Annotated in this window: 18 protein-coding genes and 1 other RNA gene; 10 read left to right on the top strand and 9 right to left on the bottom strand. The window is 40.9% G+C overall.

Features of this window, described 5'->3' with window-relative positions:
* Positions 1-266 precede the first annotated feature (266 nt).
* From ACRWQM_RS05420 to ACRWQM_RS05445, 6 genes are all read left to right on the top strand, one after another.
* On the top strand, positions 267-1,316 hold the full coding sequence (locus tag ACRWQM_RS05420) for a 3-oxoacyl-ACP synthase III (protein ID WP_226414388.1): 1,050 nt from the start codon (positions 267-269) through the stop codon (positions 1,314-1,316).
* Between the two features lie 65 nt (positions 1,317-1,381).
* Entirely contained in the window at positions 1,382-2,275 is an 894-nt protein-coding gene (locus ACRWQM_RS05425) for an alpha/beta fold hydrolase (protein ID WP_434931498.1), read from the top strand.
* 114 nt (positions 2,276-2,389) lie between these two features.
* Positions 2,390-4,132: an olefin beta-lactone synthetase gene (oleC, locus tag ACRWQM_RS05430; RefSeq protein WP_434931499.1), complete on the top strand. Its 1,743-nt coding sequence runs from the start codon at positions 2,390-2,392 to the stop codon at positions 4,130-4,132.
* Positions 4,132-5,202 (top strand): 2-alkyl-3-oxoalkanoate reductase, encoded by a 1,071-nt coding sequence (gene oleD / locus ACRWQM_RS05435; RefSeq protein WP_434931500.1) that lies wholly within the window; start codon positions 4,132-4,134, stop codon positions 5,200-5,202. Before oleC ends, oleD begins: the two co-directional genes overlap by 1 nt.
* 148 nt (positions 5,203-5,350) lie before the next feature.
* Positions 5,351-5,866, top strand: coding sequence for a hypothetical protein (locus tag ACRWQM_RS05440; RefSeq protein WP_434931501.1), 516 nt, complete (start codon positions 5,351-5,353; stop codon positions 5,864-5,866).
* 293 nt (positions 5,867-6,159) lie between these two features.
* Complete coding sequence (locus ACRWQM_RS05445) at positions 6,160-7,344, top strand: trans-sulfuration enzyme family protein (protein ID WP_434931502.1); 1,185 nt, start codon at positions 6,160-6,162, stop codon at positions 7,342-7,344.
* Between the two features lie 24 nt (positions 7,345-7,368).
* Here ACRWQM_RS05445 and ACRWQM_RS05450 read toward each other — a convergent pair whose 3' ends face one another.
* Entirely contained in the window at positions 7,369-8,112 is a 744-nt protein-coding gene (locus tag ACRWQM_RS05450; protein WP_434931503.1) for a tRNA (adenine(22)-N(1))-methyltransferase, read from the bottom strand.
* 177 nt (positions 8,113-8,289) lie between these two features.
* Between ACRWQM_RS05450 and ACRWQM_RS05455 the strand changes: the two genes are divergently transcribed.
* The 3 genes from ACRWQM_RS05455 to ACRWQM_RS05465 are packed head-to-tail and all read left to right on the top strand — an operon-like array spanning position 8,290 to position 12,444.
* A complete protein-coding gene (locus ACRWQM_RS05455) occupies positions 8,290-11,508 on the top strand; it encodes an SNF2-related protein (RefSeq protein WP_434931504.1) in 3,219 nt (1,072 codons plus the stop codon).
* Positions 11,509-11,525: 17 nt separating this feature from the next.
* The gene (locus tag ACRWQM_RS05460) at positions 11,526-11,846 is read left to right on the top strand and encodes a hypothetical protein (protein ID WP_434931505.1); all 321 of its coding nucleotides are present in this window, start codon (positions 11,526-11,528) and stop codon (positions 11,844-11,846) included.
* The gene (locus ACRWQM_RS05465; protein ID WP_434931506.1) at positions 11,827-12,444 is read left to right on the top strand and encodes a tRNA-uridine aminocarboxypropyltransferase; all 618 of its coding nucleotides are present in this window, start codon (positions 11,827-11,829) and stop codon (positions 12,442-12,444) included. The genes ACRWQM_RS05460 and ACRWQM_RS05465 overlap by 20 nt, the downstream gene beginning before the upstream one ends.
* A gap of 201 nt (positions 12,445-12,645) precedes the next feature.
* Here ACRWQM_RS05465 and ACRWQM_RS05470 read toward each other — a convergent pair whose 3' ends face one another.
* The 5 genes from ACRWQM_RS05470 to ACRWQM_RS05490 form a co-directional block, all read right to left on the bottom strand.
* Positions 12,646-14,733: an MtrB/PioB family decaheme-associated outer membrane protein gene (locus tag ACRWQM_RS05470; RefSeq protein ID WP_434931507.1), complete on the bottom strand. Its 2,088-nt coding sequence runs from the start codon at positions 14,731-14,733 to the stop codon at positions 12,646-12,648.
* Between the two features lie 12 nt (positions 14,734-14,745).
* Positions 14,746-15,732: a DmsE family decaheme c-type cytochrome gene (locus tag ACRWQM_RS05475; protein ID WP_434926676.1), complete on the bottom strand. Its 987-nt coding sequence runs from the start codon at positions 15,730-15,732 to the stop codon at positions 14,746-14,748.
* 103 nt (positions 15,733-15,835) lie between these two features.
* Positions 15,836-17,812: an OmcA/MtrC family decaheme c-type cytochrome gene (locus ACRWQM_RS05480; RefSeq protein WP_434931508.1), complete on the bottom strand. Its 1,977-nt coding sequence runs from the start codon at positions 17,810-17,812 to the stop codon at positions 15,836-15,838.
* A 278-nt stretch (positions 17,813-18,090) separates the two neighbouring features.
* The gene (locus ACRWQM_RS05485) at positions 18,091-20,226 is read right to left on the bottom strand and encodes a multiheme c-type cytochrome (RefSeq protein WP_434931509.1); all 2,136 of its coding nucleotides are present in this window, start codon (positions 20,224-20,226) and stop codon (positions 18,091-18,093) included.
* A 329-nt stretch (positions 20,227-20,555) separates the two neighbouring features.
* A complete protein-coding gene (locus ACRWQM_RS05490) occupies positions 20,556-21,371 on the bottom strand; it encodes a hypothetical protein (RefSeq protein ID WP_434926673.1) in 816 nt (271 codons plus the stop codon).
* A gap of 262 nt (positions 21,372-21,633) precedes the next feature.
* Between ACRWQM_RS05490 and ffs the strand changes: the two genes are divergently transcribed.
* Positions 21,634-21,731: signal recognition particle sRNA small type (gene ffs, locus ACRWQM_RS05495), an RNA gene on the top strand.
* A 114-nt stretch (positions 21,732-21,845) separates the two neighbouring features.
* On the opposite strand, the gene ACRWQM_RS05500 is transcribed toward ffs, so the two are convergent.
* The 3 genes from ACRWQM_RS05500 to ACRWQM_RS05510 all read right to left on the bottom strand — a co-directional run bounded on the left by ACRWQM_RS05500 (position 21,846) and on the right by ACRWQM_RS05510 (position 23,865).
* Positions 21,846-22,166, bottom strand: a complete 321-nt coding sequence (locus tag ACRWQM_RS05500; protein ID WP_434926672.1) for a late competence development ComFB family protein — start codon at positions 22,164-22,166, stop codon at positions 21,846-21,848.
* A 78-nt stretch (positions 22,167-22,244) separates the two neighbouring features.
* On the bottom strand, positions 22,245-23,153 hold the full coding sequence (locus tag ACRWQM_RS05505) for a histone deacetylase family protein (RefSeq protein WP_434931510.1): 909 nt from the start codon (positions 23,151-23,153) through the stop codon (positions 22,245-22,247).
* 7 nt (positions 23,154-23,160) lie between these two features.
* Positions 23,161-23,865 (bottom strand): DUF2057 domain-containing protein, encoded by a 705-nt coding sequence (locus ACRWQM_RS05510; protein ID WP_434931511.1) that lies wholly within the window; start codon positions 23,863-23,865, stop codon positions 23,161-23,163.
* Between the last annotated feature and the right edge of the window lie 7 nt (positions 23,866-23,872).

Below are 23,872 nucleotides of genomic sequence, written 5' to 3' on the forward strand. Positions count from 1 at the left end.
ATAAAAGTCTGATTGATTCAGTTATCTAGCGCAAACTTAATTTACAGCAAGCGAATAATTAAATAGCAAAACCATGTGAGTTTTAACGGTTTTTTATTGCAGTTTTAAGCCATTCTTGTTCAAATGTCGGGTTATTAGTGAATTACAACAAATCAAGCCACCCAACAGTGATGTTTGTGTAACGACATCTTGGTATAAATGACCCTGTGCTTTGGATATTTAAGCCAAATCTGAGTGGTATTGAGTAAAAGTGAACAAATGGTTTAATGAAATACTCTCGCGTGTTTATCAATAGTCTGGCTTATGAGCTAGCGCCTCAAATTGTCACAAGTCTAGATCTCGAATCTCGTCTTGCGCCTTTATATCAAAAGTTTCGTATACCTATGGGGCAACTTGCTGCTTTAACGGGCATCACTGAGCGCCGCTGGTGGCCTAAAGGTTATCGTCTATCTGACGGTGCAATTGCTGCGGCAAATAAAGCAGTGAATGAAACCGGCATCAATGTGAGCGACTTAGGGGCTGTGGTTTATACCGGAGTGTGCCGTGACCAACACGAACCGGCAACGGCTTGTCGTATTGCCGCTAAGTTAGGTGTATCTAAAGATACTGCTATTTATGATATCAGTAATGCTTGCTTAGGCGTTTTATCCGGTATTTTAGATATTGCTAACCGAATTGAACTTGGACAAATTAAAGCCGGTATGGTGGTGTCTTGTGAATCTGCTCGCGATATCGTTGAAGCAACCATAGACCATATGTTGGCTGAACCGACTATGCAAAATTTTGCCCAGTCATTAGCGACTTTAACAGGTGGTTCTGGCGCGGTGGCAGTTATTTTGACTGATGGCAGTTTATCGCTTAAAAATACTCGTCAGCACCAATTATTAGGCGCAAGTCATCTTTCAGCGCCCGAGCATCACAATTTATGCGAGTGGGGCTTACAGGAAGCGGGGCATATGTTGTACCGCGAATTTATGCGTACCGATGCGGTAACCTTGTTAAAAGAAGGCGTCGACTTAGCCAAGCATACCTGGGATCATTTTCTAGAACAGCGTGATTGGGTTGTGGAACAGGTTGATAAGGTCATTTGCCATCAGGTAGGGGCATCTAATCGTAGGCAAGTGTTGAATGCGTTAAACATTCCGCAAGAAAAAGAATATCCAACCTATCAAACCTTAGGCAACATGGGCACGGTGTCTTTGCCCGTTACTGCGGCTATGGCCCATGATGAAGGTTTTTTACGTCAAGGCGATCAAGTCAGCTTTTTAGGTATTGGCAGTGGTTTGAACTGCATGATGTTAGGGATTAAGTGGTAAAAATCCCTTATTAATTGAACACAACTCATTGAACAGAAAACAATAAGCATTCAATAGGACACATCATGACGTCGCACACAGAACAATTACAGTCATTACTGCCATTTGAAAGCCATTTTTTAGATAGAAATGGCCATCAGTTACATTATATTAATGAAGGCAACGGCGAACCTGTTGTTATGGTTCATGGTAACCCAAGCTGGTGTTATTACTTTCGCAACTTAGTCAGTGCGCTTAGTGCTAATCATCAGTGCATTGTGCCTGATCATATAGGTTGTGGAATATCCGACAAACCAAATGATCCTGATTATGATTATACCCTAAACAATCGTATTGATGATTTAGAAGCCCTACTAGACAGTTTAGGTATTACAGAGAACATTACCTTAGTGTGTCATGACTGGGGCGGGATGATAGGCACAGGCTTTGCTGCACGTCATCCTGAACGTATTAAGCGTTTAGTTTATTTAAATACCGCAGCGTTCCATTTACCTCAGTCTAAGCCGTTTCCGTGGGCATTGTGGATTTGCCGTGAAACCTTATTAGGCACCTTGTTAGTGCGCGGTTTAAATGCTTTTTCATCTGCGGCATCGTATGTCGGTGTTAAGCGCAAACCTATGGATAAAGCCGTGCGTGAAGCCTATGTCGCGCCATTTAATTCGTGGAAAAACCGTATTTCGACCATTCGTTTTGTGCAGGATATCCCATTAAAGCCAGGTGATCGTAACTTTGATTTAGTCACTGACATTGGTGATAGTCTAGTTAAGTTTACGGATGTGCCCACCTTGATTTGTTTTGGTTTACAAGATTTTGTGTTTGATAAACATTTTTTAGCCGAGTGGCGAGTACGTATGCCCCACGCTGAAGTTCATGAGTTTACAGACTGTGGACATTATATTTTGGAAGACGCCAGTGATGATGTTATTGAGCTAATTCAAGGTTTTATCAAACAAAACTAAAGGCTCTTCGGAGCCTTTTTTATTAAAGACCTAAGAATTTTTATCGGTAATAACGGCAAATTGATTTAATTGGCATTATTTTTATTCCACTTTGATTAAGTAACTCAGCTATTTATGACTAACTCAACATCTTTGCCAGATCCAACAGCGGATCAGCACACGCAGCCTAACTCAGTAACTGAATATGCTAATTTGTGTCAGCATTTAGTGAATGCCGCTATGCACAGTCCTGATTTATTAGCGGTTGCAGTGCAACAGGCTAAAAGCAACGGCCAGTATCAATATCAAGAGTTAACCTTTGCCGAACTGAATAAACAATCCGATGAGATGGCCTATAAGCTGAACGCCGCTGGCATTCAACAGGGCATGAAAGCGGTATTAATGGTGACGCCAAGTATTGCTTTTTTCAATCTTACTTTTGCACTTTTTAAAGCCGGTATTATTCCCATTTTAGTCGACCCAGGTATGGGGATTAACAATCTAAAGCAATGCTTTATTGAAGCTAAACCTGATGCCTTTATTGGTATACCTAAAGCCCATATAGCAAGACGTGTACTCGGTTGGGGTAAAAAATCAGTCAAGTATTGCATTAATGTTGGCGGTAATCGCGTTGAGCGCTGGCTAGCGGGTTGCCTCAGTATTGAGTCGTTAAAACAGGTTAATGGTACCCAGTACAATCGTTATCCTATGGTTAAATTAGCCGAAGATGACATGGCCGCAATTCTGTTTACCAGTGGCAGTACCGGCACGCCCAAAGGCGTGGTTTACAGCCATAAAATGTTTGAGGCCCAAATAAGTGCCTTAAGAAATGACTATGGCATTAGCGTTGGCGAACGCGACTTAGCCACTTTTCCGCTGTTTTCATTATTTGGCCCCGCCTTAGGCATGGCTTCAATTGTGCCAGACATGGATGCCAGTAAGCCCATTACGGCTGAGCCGAAACACTTATTTGCGGCAATCACGCAATATCAATGTAGCAATATGTTTGTTAACCCCGCACTTCTTGAGCGATTAGGCCAGGCTGGCGAGCAAACTCAACATAAGCTCACCTCGATAAAGCGGGTTATTTCAGCCGGCGCGCCAGCAACCATTTCATCTATCAAACGTTTCAGCAATATGCTTGAGCCTGACGTTGAAGTGCTTAATTCCTATGGCGCGACCGAGTCGTTGCCCATCAGTAAAATTGCTAGCAGCGCATTATTCACTACAACTGATAAAACCGATCAAGGTGCAGGCATTTGTGTTGGACAGGCTATTGAAGGTGTTGAAATAGCGATTATCGATATTATTGAGCAACCCATCGCGCACTGGACAGATGATTTAATATTACCCGCTAATCAAATAGGCGAAATTGTGGTGAAAGGCGCCATGGTTAGCCAGGCCTACTATCAACGTGATAGCGCCACCGCAGGGGCAAAAATACAAGACGGCACGCAGATGCATCACCGAATGGGTGATGTTGGCTACCTTGATGAGAATAACCAACTGTGGATGTGCGGCCGAAAAGCCCACAGAGTCGATGCAAGCGTGAAGGGCCAATTTGAAAAACGGTATTTTTCTATCCCTTGCGAGCGCGTATTTAATACCCATGAGCAAGTGAAACGTTCAGCGTTAGTGCCAGTGACTATTGATGGCAGTATTGTGCCACTCTTATGTATAGAACTGAATAAAGGGGTGGTGTGCTCAACCTCCAAAGTGCTGTATCAAGCCCTACTCGAACTTGCTAATGCTCATCCACATACCCAGGGGATAAGCCGCTTTTTAATTCATCCAGAATTCCCGGTTGATGTGCGTCATAATGCTAAAATATTTCGTGAAAAATTAGCAGTTTGGGCTCAAAAAGAATGGAAAGAATAATGTTTGAACAACACACTATGCTGACAGATTATCCAATTGAAGAGCAGATTACACTAAATCAACTCAAGCAAAAGGTGGCGAAGGTTTTTGTCACCGGTGCGGGTGGTTTTTTAGGTTTTGCTATCTGTAAACGACTCATTGCCGCAGGTATTGCCGTGGTGGGTTTTGCAAGAAGTGATTACCCTAAATTAACTCAGATGGGCGTGCACTTAATTCAAGGCGATATTGCTAACCCTGAGCAAGTGACTGAGGCGATGCAAGGCTGTGATCTGGTATTCCATGTGGCGTCTAAGGCTGGAGTTTGGGGCAGTAAACAGAGTTATTTTTCACCTAATGTTGATGGCGCAGATAACATTATTAACGCCTGCCAACGATTAAATATTCAATACTTAATTTATACCAGCACCCCAAGTGTGACCTTTGCCGGTGAGGATGAGAATGGTATCAATGAACAGGCACCCTATGCCAAAAGCTATTTAAATTATTACGGTGAGTCTAAGGCGATTGCTGAAAAAATGATGCTAGCGGCCAATAGTCCAAGCTTAAAAACGACCGCATTAAGACCGCATCTTATCTGGGGGCCGAATGATCCCCATCTTGTCCCACGGGTGATTGAGCGAGCCAAAGCAGGGCGTTTAAAGCTGGTCGGCAAGCAGGATAAGTTAGTTGATACTATTTATGTCGACAATGCGGCCTATGCGCATCTTCTAGCGGCGGTTGATTTAACCTCAGCGGCAAAATCTGCGGGTAAAGCGTATTTTCTCAGTAATGATCAACCTATTACCATGGCGCAAATGCTCAATAAAATATTAGCCTGTGTTGATTTACCTCCGGTGAGTAAGCGAGTACCAGCGGGATTAGCTTATGCTGTAGGCGCCTTGCTTGAATCTGTTTATTTGGCATTAAATAAAGCCGAAGAACCAATCATGACCAAGTTTGTCGCTAAGCAGTTATCAACCAGTCATTATTTTGATATTAGCGCCGCTAAAAAAGACTTAGGTTATCAACCTCTGGTATCGATTGACGAGGGGATGCTTCGATTAGCTGACTCACTAGTCAGTACGCGGTAATTGATTTACTTATCAGCTCAATTTACTTTTAACACACAGATTGATTTGCAGACTTTAGTGTAATTTACTGTTCATCATTTTAAAGTATGCTGCGAGCTAGTTAATCTTCACACCCTATTTATGATCAATGCTATAAGGAAGTAGTGTTATGCATATCAAATCTGTTCTCTCATCTTCAAATGTTCTATTATCTGCTAGTCGCTACAGTTTATTACTTATCCTTGTCAGCCTGACTATGGCTCAAACGGGGCAAGCTATTCCGTTAAATACTCAGCTTGAAGTGTTTTATGCTGAACAGGATCACGTTGAATCTAATCCATTAATCGGTACATGGCAGCTAGTGTCAGGTCAATATCTTGATGACAAGCAGCAATGGGTCGATTATAAAAGTCTGCATTTTACTTCGATCAAAATAATATCTAAAAGTCATTTCAGTTTTACCACGATGAAGTCTGTCCAGGGTTCTAAACAATTTTGGGCTGCGGGAACCGGAACCTATCAACTAACTGATCAATTTTATATCGAAAAACCGGTACTTAATTCTTTTGGAGTGTCTGAGGGTGAAAGCTTTAAGTTTGAATATCAATTTAAGCAAAACCGACTGCATACAAAGCGCGTTGAAAATGGTGTGTTAAAAGAGACCGAGATTTGGCGACGGATCTAAACTTATTTTATATCTTGTGGCTCAGGCTTTACCCTAAATTGTTTAGTCTAAAGCTATTAATTTGTTGCTTTTAGTTCAAAGCATCAGATATGTGGTGAAGGCTTGAGTTAACTTAGGCTTTAATCAGTAACATGCTCTACTCATATCGCTATAATCTAGGTTATGTAACATTGTATTTACATCTTGCCCGAAACTATTTTGCTTATCCATATTGGTTATATCTTATTCCACTGTATCTTAAATTGGCTCACTACCTTAAAACTACTACAACTAAAGTGAGCTAGGAGAACAAGATGCAAGATAACAAGCAAGCCAAATGGAATTTGGCGACATTAGCGATTCATGGTGGTCATCAGCGTGAAGCCTTTGGCGCGTTAGTTACCCCGCTTTACCAAAGTGCCACATTTGTATTTGATAACGTAGAACAAGGTGGAGCACGCTTTGCGGGAGACGAAGCTGGCTATATTTATACTCGTTTAGGTAATCCCACCACTTCAGAGCTTGAACGTAAGATGGCACTGCTAGAAGGCGCTGAAGACGCCGCTGCGTGTGCCTCAGGTATGGCGGCGGTATCAAGTGCTTTACTTACCCACTTGCAAGCCGGTGATCATTTAGTGGCTTCTAAGGCGGTTTACGGCTGTACCTTTGCATTAATGACAATCCAGCTGAACCGTTTAGGCATAAAAGCCACCCTAGTTGATTTTGCTGATTTAGCGGCGATAGAAGCGGCGATTACCCCGCAAACTAAAGTACTTTTTTGTGAAACACCGGTAAATCCGCATTTAGATGTGTTTGATTTAGCGGCAATGGCTCAAATCGCTAAAAAACATAACCTAGTATCGATTGTTGATAACACCTTTATGACGCCTTTATTGCAGCAACCGCTGGCAATGGGGATCGATATGGTGATCCACAGCGCGACTAAATACCTTAATGGTCATGGTGATGTCATAGCCGGCATAGTGTGTGGCAGTAGTGAGCATTTACATAAACTTAAATATGAAATACTGAAAGACTTTGGTGGAGTGATATCACCGCATGATGCATGGTTAATTTTACGCGGTTTAAAAACCTTAGATGTGCGTTTAACGCGTCATTGTGACAATGCAGAAGTTCTGGCTGAATATTTAGATAAACATCCCGCCTTTGGCAAGGTGTTTTATCCTGGTTTAGCCAAACATGCTGGGCATAAGTTCATTGGCACTCAAATGAAGCGTGCTGGCGGCGTTATTGCCTTTGAACTCAAGGGTGACAAGCAAGATGCGATGAAATTTGTTAATCGTTTAGGCCTGTTTACCATTGCCGTTAGCTTGGGCGATGCCGAATCACTTATTCAGCACCCAGCGTCGATGACTCATTCTCCTTATTCTCCCGAAGCAAGAATGGCAGCTGGGATCACAGACAATCTGTTAAGAATTTCAGTGGGTCTTGAAAATGTGCAAGATCTGATTGATGACATAGAGCAAGCACTGAGTTAATAGCGAGATGTTAACGATTAGTCTTTAGACTTCAGACGCTAGCTGAAGGCTGTCGGCGATGTGCTGATAGCCTTCATATAAGCTGATATCCATTGCCGATTTACTGTTGGCTGTTTTTCTATAATGAATAAGCACATTCTTTAGGTAACGCTCGATAACAATCGATTGCTCAGCGCAATCACTTTGCCAAATCTTATTGCCAAACAAGCTTATCAATGGCGCTAATGTTTGTTTTACCAGGTTAGTTGCCGGCCGAGTGACGTAAAGTAACTCATAATAACGGCGGTTTTCGCTGATAAGTTGCTCATCAATCAATTGGCAATGGTTGGCATTGAGCATGGCTCTGAGTTTTGCGACATGATGTACTGGGCAAAGTAAAAAATCTAAGCTTAATGACGGATGCGTGTATATCAATTGTTGAACCATTTGTAGCATTAAATCCCCACCCACACCCGCAATAATCACCAGTTGTCGACCTTGATAATTATTTAATGGCATTTGCGCTACATCTAAACAATGCACTTGCCAATGCTGTGCTGTGTCAGCTTTGTCAGTTGCGTATGTAGTGAGTGGGTAAAATAATTGCAGCTTGTGTTCAACTTGCTGCATAAGCTCGGGGACGATATCCACAAAGTGGGTTGTCGTTGCCAGTTTTTGATTGAGTATCTCAGCACCTAATAACCCGTGGTCGCAGCAACAATCCCAGACATGCACATATTGTGGGGTGATCATTTTGACGATATTGGATAAGCGATGACTGAGTTTCATATGATCTATTTCAGCTAATATGGTTTTAAAAACAGGATTGTAACGACAAAAATACTTGTTCGCTAGCGCAGATAATCTCGATTTATATAGATATTAGCGTGATTCTTCCATAAAATGGCAAGTTAACTTTTTTGCCGCTATCTTGACCATTTTCAGCGGCGCACCTGGGTGTAATGAATGTCGGCTAAACTGTTTAATCTTCCTATCAAGTTATCTCATGAATTATTGGCTAAATTGTTTACCGCTATTCAAATTCAAAAGGCGCAAAACTACTTGATCCAGGGGCGTGTGCTGGAAGTGACTGCTAGCCACGACAACCACAATATAGAAGCCTATACCCAAGGTGCTGCGGATGAGCCGTATCGACAAGACATTAGCCTAGTCAATGTGAATCACAAAGTAATTATGCGCTCTTATTGCACCTGCCCCGTGAGACGAGACTGTAAACATGTTGCCGCAGCCTTGTTAGCACTAATAGATAATAAACCGGTTGAAGAACAAAGGGTTTCCCAGTGGTTAACCCAACTAGATGGATTAGATAAACTTCATGCTAATTCTGATGAGGAAGAGGTTCTAGAACGTATTATTTACTGTTTATCAAGTGATCCCCAAGGCGTGTATGTTGAGTTAAAAAGTAGCAAGCTGAATAAAAAGGGCATGTATAACCGCGGCAGTAAACTCACTATTAGTGACTTACGTTTACATTTGCCTTGGTGGGTAGGCCCTGAAGACAAGCAAATTATAGGGTTATTATTTGCCAATAATTTGCAAGGTAACAAGGTTTACCTTGAAGGCGAAATTGGCTATTTAGCCTTAATGAAAATGATGCAAGCTGATGTGGCTTTTTGGGAAGATAACCGATTCCCGCTAGTTTCCTGTGACGGCATTACCCCTGAGTTTATATGGGCCGATATGGAAAAAAACCATACTCAAATGCAGATGACCATGCCAGGATTAAATAACTGGGAGTTTATTGCGACTGAGCCGCCATTGTTTATCGAACTCGACTATTTAAAGCTAGGGCAAATTGATACAGACTTGTCGGTTAGTCGACTCACTTTATTGCAAAAAATGCCACCGGTACCCAAAGGTAAGTTGGATGTAATAAGCCATGCTTTATTAAAACATTTCCCGTCTAAGATAGTGCCCATTCCGAGTGAAATTGAATTTAAAGAAATTAGCCAAGCCCTGAAAACTCGGCTGACATTTTGTTTGATTAATCGCACTGATAGCCTGTTAAAGCAGCCTGCAATAAGGGTTGAATTTTGTTATGGCGATATTCGTTTCGATGCCAGTGAGCAGTTTGAACACATCAGTTTGTTCAAAAAAAGTAATGTGCAATATCAAGTCCATCGCCAGGTTGAGTTTGAAAAGCAGCATTTGAGTGAATTGCATCAACTGAATTTATTTCCTGTGTTAAATGAGCTTTTAGATTTAAGTCAGAACAAACGCTATTTTTTAAGCCAAGGTTTATTGCCCGAAGCCATTTTGGCCTGGGCTGAATTATCAACTGATGGAGCTGAGGACCTTATCGAAAAAGGATTTGATGTTCGGTTTGATAATGACTTTGACTTACATATTATTGATGCCGAGCTGGCGGTCGATCTTGTCGATGAAGATGAGTCAGGTTGGTTTTCGTTGTCGCTAAATGCCGATATTGATGGCCAGCGTATTTCATTATTAGCGCTGGTAGCAAAATGGTTACAGCAACATGGTGAACCCGATGACGAACAAGAGCTGATATTACCCAGTGATAATGGTCGCTTTATTAAAATTAAAGCCAAATCAATTAAGCCATTGATCTCAGTGATCCAAGAGTTATTTAATCGCAACTCTACCGATGCAATTCAAATTCCACGCAATCGTGCTCATTTGTTAAATGATCTTACCGCCAGTGAAGTACGCTTACTCAATGGCGAGCGGATACGTTTACTTGCCAGCAAGTTAGCTTCTTTTAACGGCATTACGCCGATTGAATTACCCCAAGGCTTAAATGCCACTTTACGTGATTACCAAAAGCAGGGCGTAGACTGGCTGTGTTTCTTGAAGGAATACCAACTAGGGGGTATTTTGGCCGATGACATGGGACTGGGTAAAACGGTTCAGGCGCTAGCATTTTTATTGTATGTGAAACAGCACACTGCCGTTAATGATCGTAAACCCAGCTTGATTATTTGTCCTACCAGCCTGGTGGGTAACTGGCAAAAAGAAGCTGAAAAGTTTACTCCTAGTTTGAAAGTTATAGTGATCCATGGCAGTCAACGCCATCAATGGTTAAACAAGCTAGAACAGTACGATGTGATAGTGACCACTTACCCATTAATTATGCGTGATGAAGATATTTACCATGAACATGTTTTTGAGCACATTATATTAGATGAGGCTCAACAGATTAAAAATGCCCAAGCTAAAGTGACTCAAGTGATTAAAACCTTGAAAGGACGTTTTAGATTGTGTTTGTCAGGTACGCCACTGGAAAACCACTTAGGCGAACTAAAATCATTAATGGACTTTTGCTTACCTGGGTTGCTTGGTCAACATACTTACTTTAATAAAGAGTTTAGAGGGCCGATTGAGAAGCAAGGTGATGCCGATAAGTCGACCTTATTGAGTAAGCGTATTTCCCCGTTTATGTTAAGACGGACTAAAAAGCAGGTGGTTGCTGAGCTGCCAGAAAAAACTGAAATTATCCAGTCATTGGAACTTGAAAAAGATCAACGTAATTTGTACGAGTCAATTCGTCTTGTGATGGAAAAGAAGCTGCGTGAATTATTTGCTAAAAAAGGCGTGTCGAGTAGCCACATTGAGTTTTTAGATGCGTTATTAAAGCTGCGTCAGGCCTGTTGTGATCCTAGGTTAGTGAAATTAGAACAAGCTCAAAAAGTCACAGACAACGCCAAGCTGAACTGGTTAGTGCAAAACTTGCCAGAAATGTTAGAAGAAGGGCGTAAAGTACTTATTTTTAGTCAGTTTACCTCAATGTTAACGCTAATAGAGCAAGAACTTAACGTATTGGGTATTAGTTACAGTAAGTTAACCGGCCAAACCAAACAGCGCCAAAATCAGATTGATGCCTTCCAAGAAGGTGATAACTCAGTCTTTTTAATTAGCTTAAAAGCGGGTGGTACAGGGCTTAACTTAACGGCGGCTGATACTGTGATCCATTATGATCCTTGGTGGAACCCAGCAGCAGAGCGCCAGGCAACCGATAGGGCGTATCGCATTGGTCAGCAAAACCCCGTTTTTGTGTATAAGTTAATTGCTGAGGGCACAGTGGAAGAGAAAATCCAAGCCATGCAGCAGCATAAGCAAGGGCTAGCAGACTCTATTCTTTCCGATGGCCAAAAAGGCCCTTGGAAAGGCAGTGCTGATGATTTATTGGCATTATTACGTTAGTAATATAGGGGTGATTTATGCGCTATTTTAAGAAAGCATGCTTTTTAATGACATTTTTATTATTGGGGTGTACTGATTCAAACACTTCTAAAGCGCTATCATTTCACACAGCGGATGAAAATACTCATACCACTCAAATACAATGCTCAGATGTCTGGTATCAACAGGTTGAAGCACAGTTAACCTCGGGTGATGGTCAAGGCCATGGGCCTGATATTGGCAGTGAAGAATGGCAAAGTGTGATTGAATTTAAGCTAAGGATAAGAGGGGACAAGTCAGTCCCCCAACGTAATAGCGATGAATGGTGTAGCTTTATTGATGAACAACTTCAACATTAACAACCATTGTACTTGCGATAACAGTAACAGCGCTTTACTTCCTACGCACCAGAAATACGTAAAGGGTCAAATGAACATTATATTACTCAGCCATCAACGAGAGTTAGACCGTAAAACCAATACGGGTAAGTTGGTTCTCGAGGTGATGTTGGGTCAAGTTAAGGTTATTGTGTGGGATAGAGTTAACCCCAATCCTTATTTACTCGATAAGTTAGCGACTAAGCAGGTAGGCTTATTATTTCCCAAACAAGAACACTCGACATTAAATGATATTCAAGCTCCGCTGCAACGTTTTATTGATATCGATAATGACAATGCACACAGGTTAGCCGAATTTAGCCATGTGATTATTATTGATTCAACATGGCAAGAAGCACGTAAAATATATAATCGAAGTGATTATTTGCATCAATTGACTAAGATTACCCTAGTGAATGAACTCCCATCGATTTTTAGTTTAAGAAGAAATCAAATTGAAGGAGGCTTGTGTACCGCAGAGTGTGCTTGTTTGCTGTTATCTCATTGTGGATTATCAACAGAAGCGGATGTGTTGCGAGAAAAACTGATTAATTTCAATCCAAAACTTGGCTCGGTTTAAAGGCATAAATAAATCTAGGCAAGTTCCATTTGCCCAAATTTCAATCACAAGATAATTCATTTGTTAATATAATGTTAATTGATGGTGTAATGCAAGAGCTTTACAAAAAAACGCTAATCTTGATGGTAGATTAGCGTTTTTTCGCTTATTTATTGTTCTAATTTTAGGTTCTAACTTAGTTAGTTTCTATTCCCACAGTCGTTATAGCTTATAGCTCATACTTAGCATGATCATATGTGCTGTATAGTCATGGCTATTACTACCAAAGCCAACGATATTCCAAATAGCATCTGGGGCGATGTCGTTGGCGGCATCATTATCTAGGTACTTTTCAATTTTATAGTCTAAACGTAAACCCATTTTGTCAGTAGCTTGATACTGCGCATAAAGGTTAACATTATGCACTTTGGCAAAGTAATCACCATAGTCGCCGGTTATACCTTGCCTAACCTGTGTGGTGCTATCCGAATCTGAGTAGGTGTAGTCTAGGCCTAGGCGCAAACGGCTATCCATTAAGTTGTTGTAACTTAGCCCTGCACCCATTACATCAATCACATCTTCAATATTAGCCTGCCAAGTAGCGGTAGCGAAGTTACTGCTACCCGATTGAGCTGACTCGATAACTTGATGATTATAAAATGCATTTAGCATCACATCAGCACTGAACATATAGCTTAAGTTTGCGTCGTAACTGGTGTCTTTAGATTCAGTTAAACCGATTTCGGTATTGGTGTAATCATCAAGTGCATAACGCGCACCAAAATCGATAATTAGCTCATCAATTGGCGTATGACTTACACGCGCTTCAACCTGACTTCTGTCCCTGTCAGCAAGATAGTATTTACGCAGTAATTGATTCTGCTCTTGTGATGTCCATTCAGAGACTTCATAGTCTGAACCATCACGTTGGCTAAAGCTGCTTTTAACCCACATGTCCCAATTATCGAAACTATTGACACGAATACGGGCCCAAAGGTTATTATCGTCAGTGATTTCACGATCTTGATAGCTTCGCTCATCACGTTTGAATTCATAACCCCCATCTAATTTAATACCATAGTTGATACGATAGTCAGCACCTAACTTAGCTCGATGTGAAGTGTGATCATAGGGCGTATTGTAAGCCACTTGACCGTTAACATTATTGATACTAATTTGAGTCCACTGCTCAATTTGAGTGTTGTTTTCTCTGTCGCTGTAATCATAACTGCCATTCACTCTTAGCGTACGGCTAATTCTGCTGACAGCTTTTAAGTTTAAGCCTGTTATATCAACGCTAGCATCTAATGACTCTGCTGGCAGCTGATATCCGTAACCTGATGTGACAAATTCTTGATCTTGACTCATTTGCCCCAGCATTAAGCGACCCGATACCGCAGTCACAGAGTCATTGAACTGACCCATAAGTGATACGCTATGGGCTTCATTATCTGGGTCTAATGACATGTAACCACGTGTTTGAGCACCAAAGGTAGGGTTAAAGGTACTGTCATAACTTAATTGGTTGTTAGCATTTTTAAATGATGAACCATTGTAGTTTAAGCTAGTAAACCAATTGTCACCTTTAAGCTTAATACCGGCTTCTAGTGTGTCTGTGGTGTAATCCACTGGCTGCGGTAGCATGATAGATTGGTTGAAAAAACTCCCCGATGCTTGCTTAAGACCCGTTTTATCTTCACGCTCATAATTAACAAAGGTTGTGAACAGTGACTCCGTTTGGTATTCAATGCCTAAACCGGTTTTTTCACGTTTAAGTGATAATTCAAATGGATTTAAACTTGAGTAAAGCATAGGCATTTGTGAGCTTGAACCCGCGGTTACCCAGTTGTCGGGTAAGGTCAAATTACTGCTACCAACGCCTTGGTAGGGCGTCTGTGCGGTATTGGTTTTATAGCTAGCAATTGAGCGATAATTAAAATTTAGGTTATAGGTTCCCAGCTTACCCACATTAATATCAGCACGACCATTGTCCATGCCAATATCGGTAGCGTCTACCTGTGCTCGATAACCTTGGGTACCGCGATAATTGATATCGGCATCTAACTTGCCTGCAAATTCATTATCACTTTTGAAGGCATTAGCTGACTTTATGTCGCTTTGACTGTTATGACCCACACCAACGCCAATACTGCCAGTTGTGCTAGTTGCAACAGCACATCCTTTACAAGCCCATGCATCAAATTTTACATTATCAGTATTAGCATTGGCTAAGCCATATCCTCCGGCCATAGCGGTAAAGCTGGCTGGCGCTAATAAGGCGAGGGTAATTAAGTTTAATTTGTACTTCATAGTGTTAACTCCCTAGCGCTGTAATAGCTTACCCGATGGATGGTTAGAACCATGTACCTGGCTGTGACAATTTAAGCAACTGCGTCCGCCTGTAAATGCATTGTCACCCACACTTGAACCCATACCTGTGTTACCTAAATAAGCGTTACTTGCATGGCCATCGCTGGTATGACATTGCTGACAAAGTTGCGGTGCACGGGTTTTAAGCATGGCGTCATTCACGCTGCCGTGAGGATTGTGGCAACTGACGCAATTTTCGGTCACTGGAGCATGTTCCCAAAGTTTAGGGCCACGTTTTTCGGTGTGACACTCGTAACAGGTTTCATTAACGCTTGGTTTAATTAAGTCAGCCTCCGCTAAGCTACCGTGTGGATTATGACAATCACTACAGGTCATTTGATTCCACTTCATTGGGTGGCTAGAGCGTTTATTCATGTCGGTTTTTTGCTTAGTGTGACAGCTTGTACAGACTTCCATTTCCGTTTGCTTAGACAGCACAGGATCTTTGGCTGTATGAACACTGTGACAAGATGCACAAGAAACATCAGCATTATCATGGTGGCTGGTATTCCATGACATGCGTTTGTCATCTAAGTGACAACTCATACACACACTGTTTTGTTTATCTGCTGGCAGGGTAGAGTTTGGGCCAAAGGCTATCATCGGCTCTTTACCACCCTTGTTATGCGAGCCTTGTGGGCCATGACAAGCTTCACATTGTAAACCCGCCATAGGGCTTTTGCTGGAGTCAATCGCACCATGTACGCCTTTAAAAAGATCCATGACCTTTTCTGAACGCTTATGACACATTAAACAAGAGTCAGCACCTTTAGGTGAGTATTTACCTTCAGCAAATTTTGTATCTAATGTCGCTTCCACTTCGGCTGGCGACATTTTTTCATCCCATTTTGCTGCACTAGCAGGGCTTACTAAACCCATTAGCAGCACCAGTGAAAACAAGGCTGATAACAAGATTTGAGATGTTGTTTTGGTCTTCATAAGTAGACTTCCTAATTTGTCCATAAAAGCGCTATATCGCTAAATCATTAAGCGCATTGCCAATAAGTCAGGGAGAAATGATCAGCTTCTCCCTGTGGGCAATTTAAAACTTCATAGCAGCATGATTTTCAATGCTGGGGACATGACAACCTAAACAGAATTCAAGTTGCGCAGCGTCATTAGCTTGCTGGTAAGATCCGTTAACTACCGCGCCTTGTCCTTCAGCGTGTGCTTTGATTTCGTCAAAACCATGACAAGAAGCACAGGTTGCAGTGATAGGCGTTGTGTAACTATCTCCACCACCGGCAGTGGCTAATGCGCCTTTTAGCTTGAATGCATCAAGGTTGAAGTCATTGTGACATTGGGTACAGTTACTAATAATGCTCTGTTCGCCATGTACACTGTGCAACTTCATTTCAATAGCGCCCTGGTTTGCGCCTGAAGCATAAGTGCCATCCGGTGTATGACAAGCAACACAAGCATCGACTCCAATAATCACTTTACCATCGACTTCACGACCTAATTGTTCGGTCATGACAAAACCAGCATGATGGCCTTTATGGATTTCAAAGGCTTTACCATGACAGTTTTGGCAAGTACTGAAGTTAACCGAATCAGTGTGACGATAACTTGGCGCAGCCCCTGATAATGTCCCATGGGTTAGTTCAGCTTTCATTGATGTTGTCGCCACGCCGTCAGCACAGTCAATCGCCTGTACGCCGTCATTACACATTTCTAATCCAATAATAGTGAATGCGGTATCAGTATCACCGGCACCAAAAGGAAGTTTGGCGATATTGAAGCGCAATACACCATCAAGGATAGTGACCTTATCTTGAACTAAGCCACTTTTAACTAGGTCTTGAGTGACTTTTTTGTAACCTGTAACAGGATTTGGATTGTATCCCATGATAGGGAAGTTAGGGCCAACGTTAGTGATAGTTTCAAGGCGCTTAATTTTACTAATTAAGGTGTTAGCATCAATCTTAGCCCCATTAGTATCAAGTATGGTAACTGATAGTGTTGCAGATAAGTCATCTTGGACAGCTTTGTTAGCAACCAAAGTTGCGCTCATGCCATACATGTCAATAAAATCGGCTTTTTGGGTGAAGGGACTTGTATGAATTTCTTCAGTCCAGCTGGCGTTATGACAGGCAATACAGTTTGAATTATCGAGTTGTTGTGAGTGGCCATTACCCGCTTTAAAGTCAATGTCAGCGTGACAACTTGTACAGGTTTCCATGGTGGGTATACGAGACCAATTTTGCCACTCAGATAGATTTTCATCTTCTACATGACAAGACTGGCAGTTATTTTCGATTAAATGCTCAGCTGCTGCACCTGTGTATTCTTTACCGTTTTTATCGGTAAAGGTTTTTGAGGTGTTATGAATATTGTGAACTAAATGATTCCATTGACTTTCCATAGACATCGAGCTGCTATGACAAGTTGCACACGTTTCTTGGGTGTAATAATTACTATGGCGAGTGGTTAAAGGTTTATCCTCAGCATGGCAACTTGTACAGGTTGCATGTGACACAATGTTTTTGGTGTACTGTGCTTGATAGCCATTACCGTCGAAGTCTTCGACTATTTCTTTTCTAGGCACCGCAGTTACACCGTTAAGTAAGGTGGAACCTTGTCCGCCCGCATAAACATTATAACGTTGAGTCAGTGCTTGGTTATAACCAGCTACTTCGAATGTAAAAGTATAATGACCATTTTTCAAGTCGGTATAATTGGCTGTGCCAGACACTCTAGCAGTACGCGTCCATTGAGCACTATTGCCTGCTCCTGTGGCGCCAACGGGCGTTAATTGCGCTGCAGTAATGCCTAAATCTTGTAAACCAATAATGGGCATATCTTGTTCGTTAGTCGCAAAGACATCGATAACCGGTTTACCGTCTACATAAGTGACGTTAGTAACATCTAAATTAAGTACTTTAATATCTGCAGCTGGCTCACCGCCGGGTAATCCTGGTGTGCCCGGTTTACCATCATCTCCACCACCACAGCCCGCTAATGTTAATGTTGTTGCGGCTAGTATTAGTGCTATTTTTGAGTATTGTGTGTTCATCATATTTCCCTGTAAAGGTAAAACATATTCTTAACTGTCAGTATTTTCTGCGTTCTACGTCAAAGCGTGTTGTTTTCAGTTAAGTCGATGTTGGAAAACGTTGTTAATAATAAGATTACGTTATTAAATCGAGTAAATCTTCATCGGTCTTTACATTATGTGAAGCCGGTCTTTCTATTTATAAAGAGGTATATTAATTGCCTATATAGTCACGCATAAATGTAACCTTAGATAGCAAAGCCGCTCTATCGAGCGGCTTCATTTTATCTTTACGTTAACCGTTAATGACCGCCCCAATTTGAATGAGATTGAAGAATTCTAGTATCCGTATGACACGTTGAACATGTCTCTTGAACATTCATCGCCCCATAGTCAGCGGCAGGAACACCAAGTTGATTTATAGTGCCAATCACTCCGCCATTACTTTCAATATGGCCAATCGTTGATTCACTTAATCCATAAGGCGGTAAGTGGCAACTTACACAGGCAGCTGTTTGCGGTGACACCACTAATAAGCCACCATTACTGTCTTTACCAAATGCGACTGGCGATGCTGTTGTTTTGATGTTCTGAATCGAGAATCCATCATCACCATGACAAGCTTGGCATTCGGTTTTTTTGAAGAATAAATCACCGTTTGAGTCATAAACATAGTGCTTAGCATGTACCTTGATAGCTAAGTTTGAGTTTGACCGTGTACCATTATGGCAAGATGCACATCCATCAAGATCATTAGAATAACGGTGGGTGATCTCTGTGGTATGACATTGTTGGCAGTCAGTCATCTTAGCGTGTTGCATGCGCGGTGATGAGTTAACCGTGCTGCCATCTAGGTTGTAGTAGAAAGTATCAGAGGTAAGGTATGGCGCATATTGTTTGCTTCTATCGCCATCTGCTCGGTTTAAGTCATCTACAACACAATCTGCAATAACGCCTTTTTTAGAACAGACATGAAGTTGGCTGCTCAGTGCTATGGTAGATTTAGCATCAATGAGTGTTTTGATATTGAAGCTGGTTGCACTAATTAAAGCATTGATAGAACCATCACTTTGTTGAGTAAAGGTATTAATGCCAACTTTTTGATAGTTAACCAAAAAGTCATCGCCTAAAGTACCATTGATAACAATCGCGCTATTAAAACCACCATATTTGTAAGGACGAGGGTCAATTTGATTAAGGGTAACCAGTTCTGAACCATGTTTAACGGTAAAATTAGCCGTGATAGATGATTCATCAGCTGCAACCGTCATTGAGTTGAAAGTGACTTTTAATCTTGATGCTAAGTGGGTGCTGTTAAGTGAATAGTGAGCATCTTCTGCACCACGGCCCCGTTCTTCACCACCATGACAAGCAAAGCAGTTTTCGCCTTGATGATGTGAAGCCTTTGCCCCAGCAGCTTCAGCCGCTGGGCTAGGGCTATGGCAGCTCCAGCAAGATGTGGTATCTATATCTGCCTTCCAGCTATCAGTTAGGTTGAATTCTTGATTTGGGTTATGGCAGGTTAAACAGTTTGATGTCATTTGCGGGTATACACCCACGGTTGAAGCATGTGAATTAGTGTGAATACTATGAACCATGCCTTTGATTGAACCGTCATATGCATATGCTTCACCAATCACATTACCGGCAGAATCTTTATCTTCTTTGAGGTATCGGTTGTAGTCGGTATGACAAAATGAACATGCTTCTTCAGTATTATGCTTGCTGCCATGCATTGATAACTCGCCCGCCTGTCCTTCTCGGTGACAGCTTTGGCAGTCAGCGTTAGCAAGTATTTTTAGTGGTTTGTCAACTTGCACATTGGTTTCGGGGACCCAATAAAAGAAGCTATTGTCGACCATGGTTTTTGATAAGTTATTTGTTGTTTTGATTGATATATAGACACCATTTGTCGTATCGGCAACATAGTCATATTTACCTAATGTATCGATAGCTTTGTCTATTTTAATTGAGTAGCTGCCGTTATTGTTATCAACAAAACAATCAGTGCACTGACTTTTTGTGCCATCAAAATAGCTAGAACCTGTAAAGTAACCTTCTCCTTTATCTTTGTTAAAGTAACTTAACCAGATTTTACGTTCCGGATTAGGGCTCACGATTTCATTTTCACCCAGTTCAGTTGCCGCCCCAACACGGCCAAAAGAAATTGTAGCAATGTCTGTTTGAGTAAGGCCTAAAATAGCGGCACCGTTAGCATCGGTAAGATTAAAGCTGAGAGTAAGTCGTTTGTTTTCGTCGACATCTGCTGCAGTAATAGTGCTTTTGATATTGGTTGCAGATTTTATTGGTGTACCTATAGGACCATCAATACCGTTCTCACCATCTTTTCCATCGCTGCCACAACCCATAAGTGCAAATGAGAGTATCCCTGCACTGAACACAGCTTTTGCTGTTGTATTTAAATTTAATCGTTTCATCGTATTTCCCTGCAATATTCTTATCACTTCAAATGCTATTCATTATAAAGCGTATGGTTTTTACCTATGGACAGTGTAGCCAACCTTAAGTACTTGTTCAGCGTGATGATGTAAGATTTGTGAACTATGCCCATCTATTCCTTTAGTGGTATTTTTTTCATTGTGACAAAGGTTACGTATGTGAGTTTTTGAGCAAAAGTTATCTATCTTTGCAAATTACCGAACGATTAACGGAAACTTTTTTGCAACAAATGCGCTACAAAGTTTACACGCTTTACGATGATTGAAGTGGGTAATTTTTAAGCTATCTTCTCAGAGTGGGATATTAGTCACATTTTGTAACTAACTGATAGTAGGAGTAAGTGAGAATGAATCGTATTGATGTCAATTGGAGTGAGTATGGTCGTTTTCCTGGTATTTAAAAGTGGCGTTAGGGCTTTTTTCTCAGATAAGATCCAATTCAAATGTATATTGAGATTATTGATCACTTCAAAATCTGCGTAGGTATTAATTTGTTGGCGGGGGAAGTCGGTTTGCTGTGTTAGGAAGTTATTTAGTTGATAATTCACACCTATGATCAATTTATTATTCAATAAGTTGTGCATCGAAATTTCACTGCCGATAATACTGTTTTCACTTATGGCTGTATTTTCAAACTCAAATGCAGAGTTTGAGTGTTCAGCTTGCCAGTTTATTGAGTAGGCTCTACGTGTTAAAAAACTACTAACCATGAAATCCGTAGTAATTTTCCATTGTGATTTGATACCCGCTTGAGCATTAGCACGTATATAAGTCGGGAAAAGACTGCTTTGTAATTGATGGCTTTGTGATAGATGATTTGGTAATAGAGAGTTTTGTAATGGACTGTACAGTAATGAATCGTAATTATCATCCGGACTTATTTCACTTAGTAAGCTGATAGAAGGGATAAAGCTGAACTCTTCAGCTTCATTCGATATTGCTTGTTTAGTTACAAGCATATTTTCAACACTATTTTCAACTTGATGGCTGTCTATATATAACACGTGGGAGTTGACCTTGTGGATTGCTGAATAATCCACATTAAATTGAGCGGCTAACACTGGTAATTGGATCAAAAGAGAAATCATAAAGGAGAAGAAAGTGACTGATATGAGATGTTGCATTCACTTTCTCCTGTAGATTATCGGTAATGACTTTAAAATGGTTAAGTCAGTATTTTACGGCGAACACTTTATCTATAAAGTATAGAAGGTGTTCTTATACCTTGATTGAAAATCGTAAAATTGAGTGATCATTGTGCAAGTAAGCGATTAAAGACAAAAAGACCAGACTTAGGGCTTGATTGCATTGGTGGGTTAAGGGATAATCCCCAGTGTTCTAGATGAGTTTGTTTTTACTTAGCTTATTTAGAAATCTATGGTGACCCTAGGGTCCCCCCGCAATGATAACTTGTGAACTCGGCCAGGCCCGGAAGGGAGCAACCGCAGCAAGCGACTCGTGTGCCGGGGTGTCGGCTCTAGGGGAGCCTCCAACAATTCTCCCCGCAATAATTAAGTTAATAAGTCCTATTTTATAAGACCTATTCATATATGTTAAAAGCTATTCAAGTCCTAATATTTTACTCAGTAAGCCTAATATTACTCATTGTGACCTAACTGTATGACTTGTTCAGCTGACAGTTCATTTTCTTGTTTTAATTTATTGTGTAAATTGGCTTTTAAAAAGGCTCTTGAACGCTCTAAAGCGGAGCTGATTTCATTTTTCATCTGTTTAAGTTCGTTGTAGTCTTCGAAAAAGTAAGTGTCAACGAGATGTCGAATATAGCGTACTGGTAATTGATTTAAAGTCACACAACAAAGATCCGCAAGATAATCTTCAGGTAATTCATCCATTAAACCTTCATCGCGCAATATTTCCAAAAGTAAGACTTCATAATAATTACGAAATTCTAAATGCATGGTCTTCTCCATTATTTGTCGTGTTGGCTTTATCTGTCATTATAGTAGACAACAAAAACGTTTATCATTAGTTTATTTTTACACCCAAACATGATTTGCCGCAATCAGCAATTGACTATGCCTTTGTGTTAACTCATCTGCCTGTCGGCTATATCCACCACCGATTACCGCGGCAACAGGAATGTTGTGACGTTTGGCTAAGGTTAATACTAGCTTATCTCTAGCGAGAATGCCCTGCGTAGATATATTTAAGTACCCTAAATCATCATCTTGATGAATATCAACGCCTGCATCATAAATAATAAGGTCGGGTTGGTGAAGTTGTATTAAATATCCAAAGACACTGTCAATGTATGATAAATATTCCTCATCAGAGCAGCCCTTATCAAGTTCAATATCATAATCTGAAATAGGTTTTCTGGATGGGAAGTTTTGTTTGCAGTGAATTGAGCAACTGATGATATTGGGGTTGCCCTGGCAGAGTGTTGCTGTACCGTCACCTTGATGAACATCACAATCAAAAATTAATACTTTATCAACATGTTGTGTTTCTATTAGTTGACTAGCCGCAATAACTAAATCATTGAAGATGCAGAAACCACTGCCAAAATCATAGTGAGCATGATGGTAGCCACCCGTAAAATGCACCGATATTTGATGGCTAAGGGCTAGTTGGCAGGTTAATAATGTGCCATTTACCGCATGTAAAGTGCGTTTGACTAAACTCTCACTCCAGGGGAAACCTATTCTACGCAGTGCTTTAGGGTGAATAGAACCATTGATAAACGCATCAACATAATCAGCATTGTGCACTTGTTTTATTAGACTAATATCAATTTTATTGGCTTGATGATGCATGCTTGGACAAACTAAATTTTGCTCGATAGCATAATCAAACAAGTTTTGATATTTACTTGTTGGAAATCGATGCTGAGAAGGTAACGCCAGCTGTGAGTAGCTGGCGTGATAAACAAAGGGGATTTTCATTAACAAATTACAGTTGTTTTATTGCCCAACTCATAAATTCTTTACGGGTTTTCTCATCGGCTTGTAACCACCAATATTGTAACATTTGCTCAGCTTGGGCTGGATTAGTGGCTTTTGGCGAGTTATCTGTATTTAATTGATTCACTGTGACAGCGGTTGCGGCTACTGTAGGTGAAACTGGGGCAGAAGTCGTTGCTGTATAATTAACAGCAGGATTGCTACTTGTTGCATGTGCAGACATGGCATCGATGTCAGCGACTTTATTGCCGCCAAACAAATTAGCAATAAAAGAGGCCTCTTCAAGTTGAGTATTTTCCACCGAATAACTGACTGAACCTTTGTCTTGACGAGTAATAATAATTTCAGGTTTTTTGGCAAAAGATTTTGGCCGTTTTACTACCTCACCTGTGGCAGGAGAGAGAGTATAATTAAAATCGCCATCAACATTGAGAGTGACAATAAAAGGCGCTGATTTTATAAAGCTTTGGCTATCACTGAAGTCATCTTGAACCATGTCGTGGTATCTAATCGCAATTTTATGACTGCCAGTAGTTAAATTTAAATCAGATTTATGTTTAAACGAATTTGTTTCTATCTGTTGACCATCTAAAGCTAAATATTCAAACGACATTGGAATGGTAAGATTAGCTGCCATCAGTGAGGTTGATGAAAGTAATGCCAAAATTGCACTGGTGGATAATAATGATTTCATTGTTGCT

This window comes from Shewanella sp. HL-SH5 (assembly GCF_051163755.1).
In the GTDB taxonomy this organism is placed as follows: Bacteria; Pseudomonadota; Gammaproteobacteria; order Enterobacterales; family Shewanellaceae; genus Shewanella; species Shewanella glacialimarina.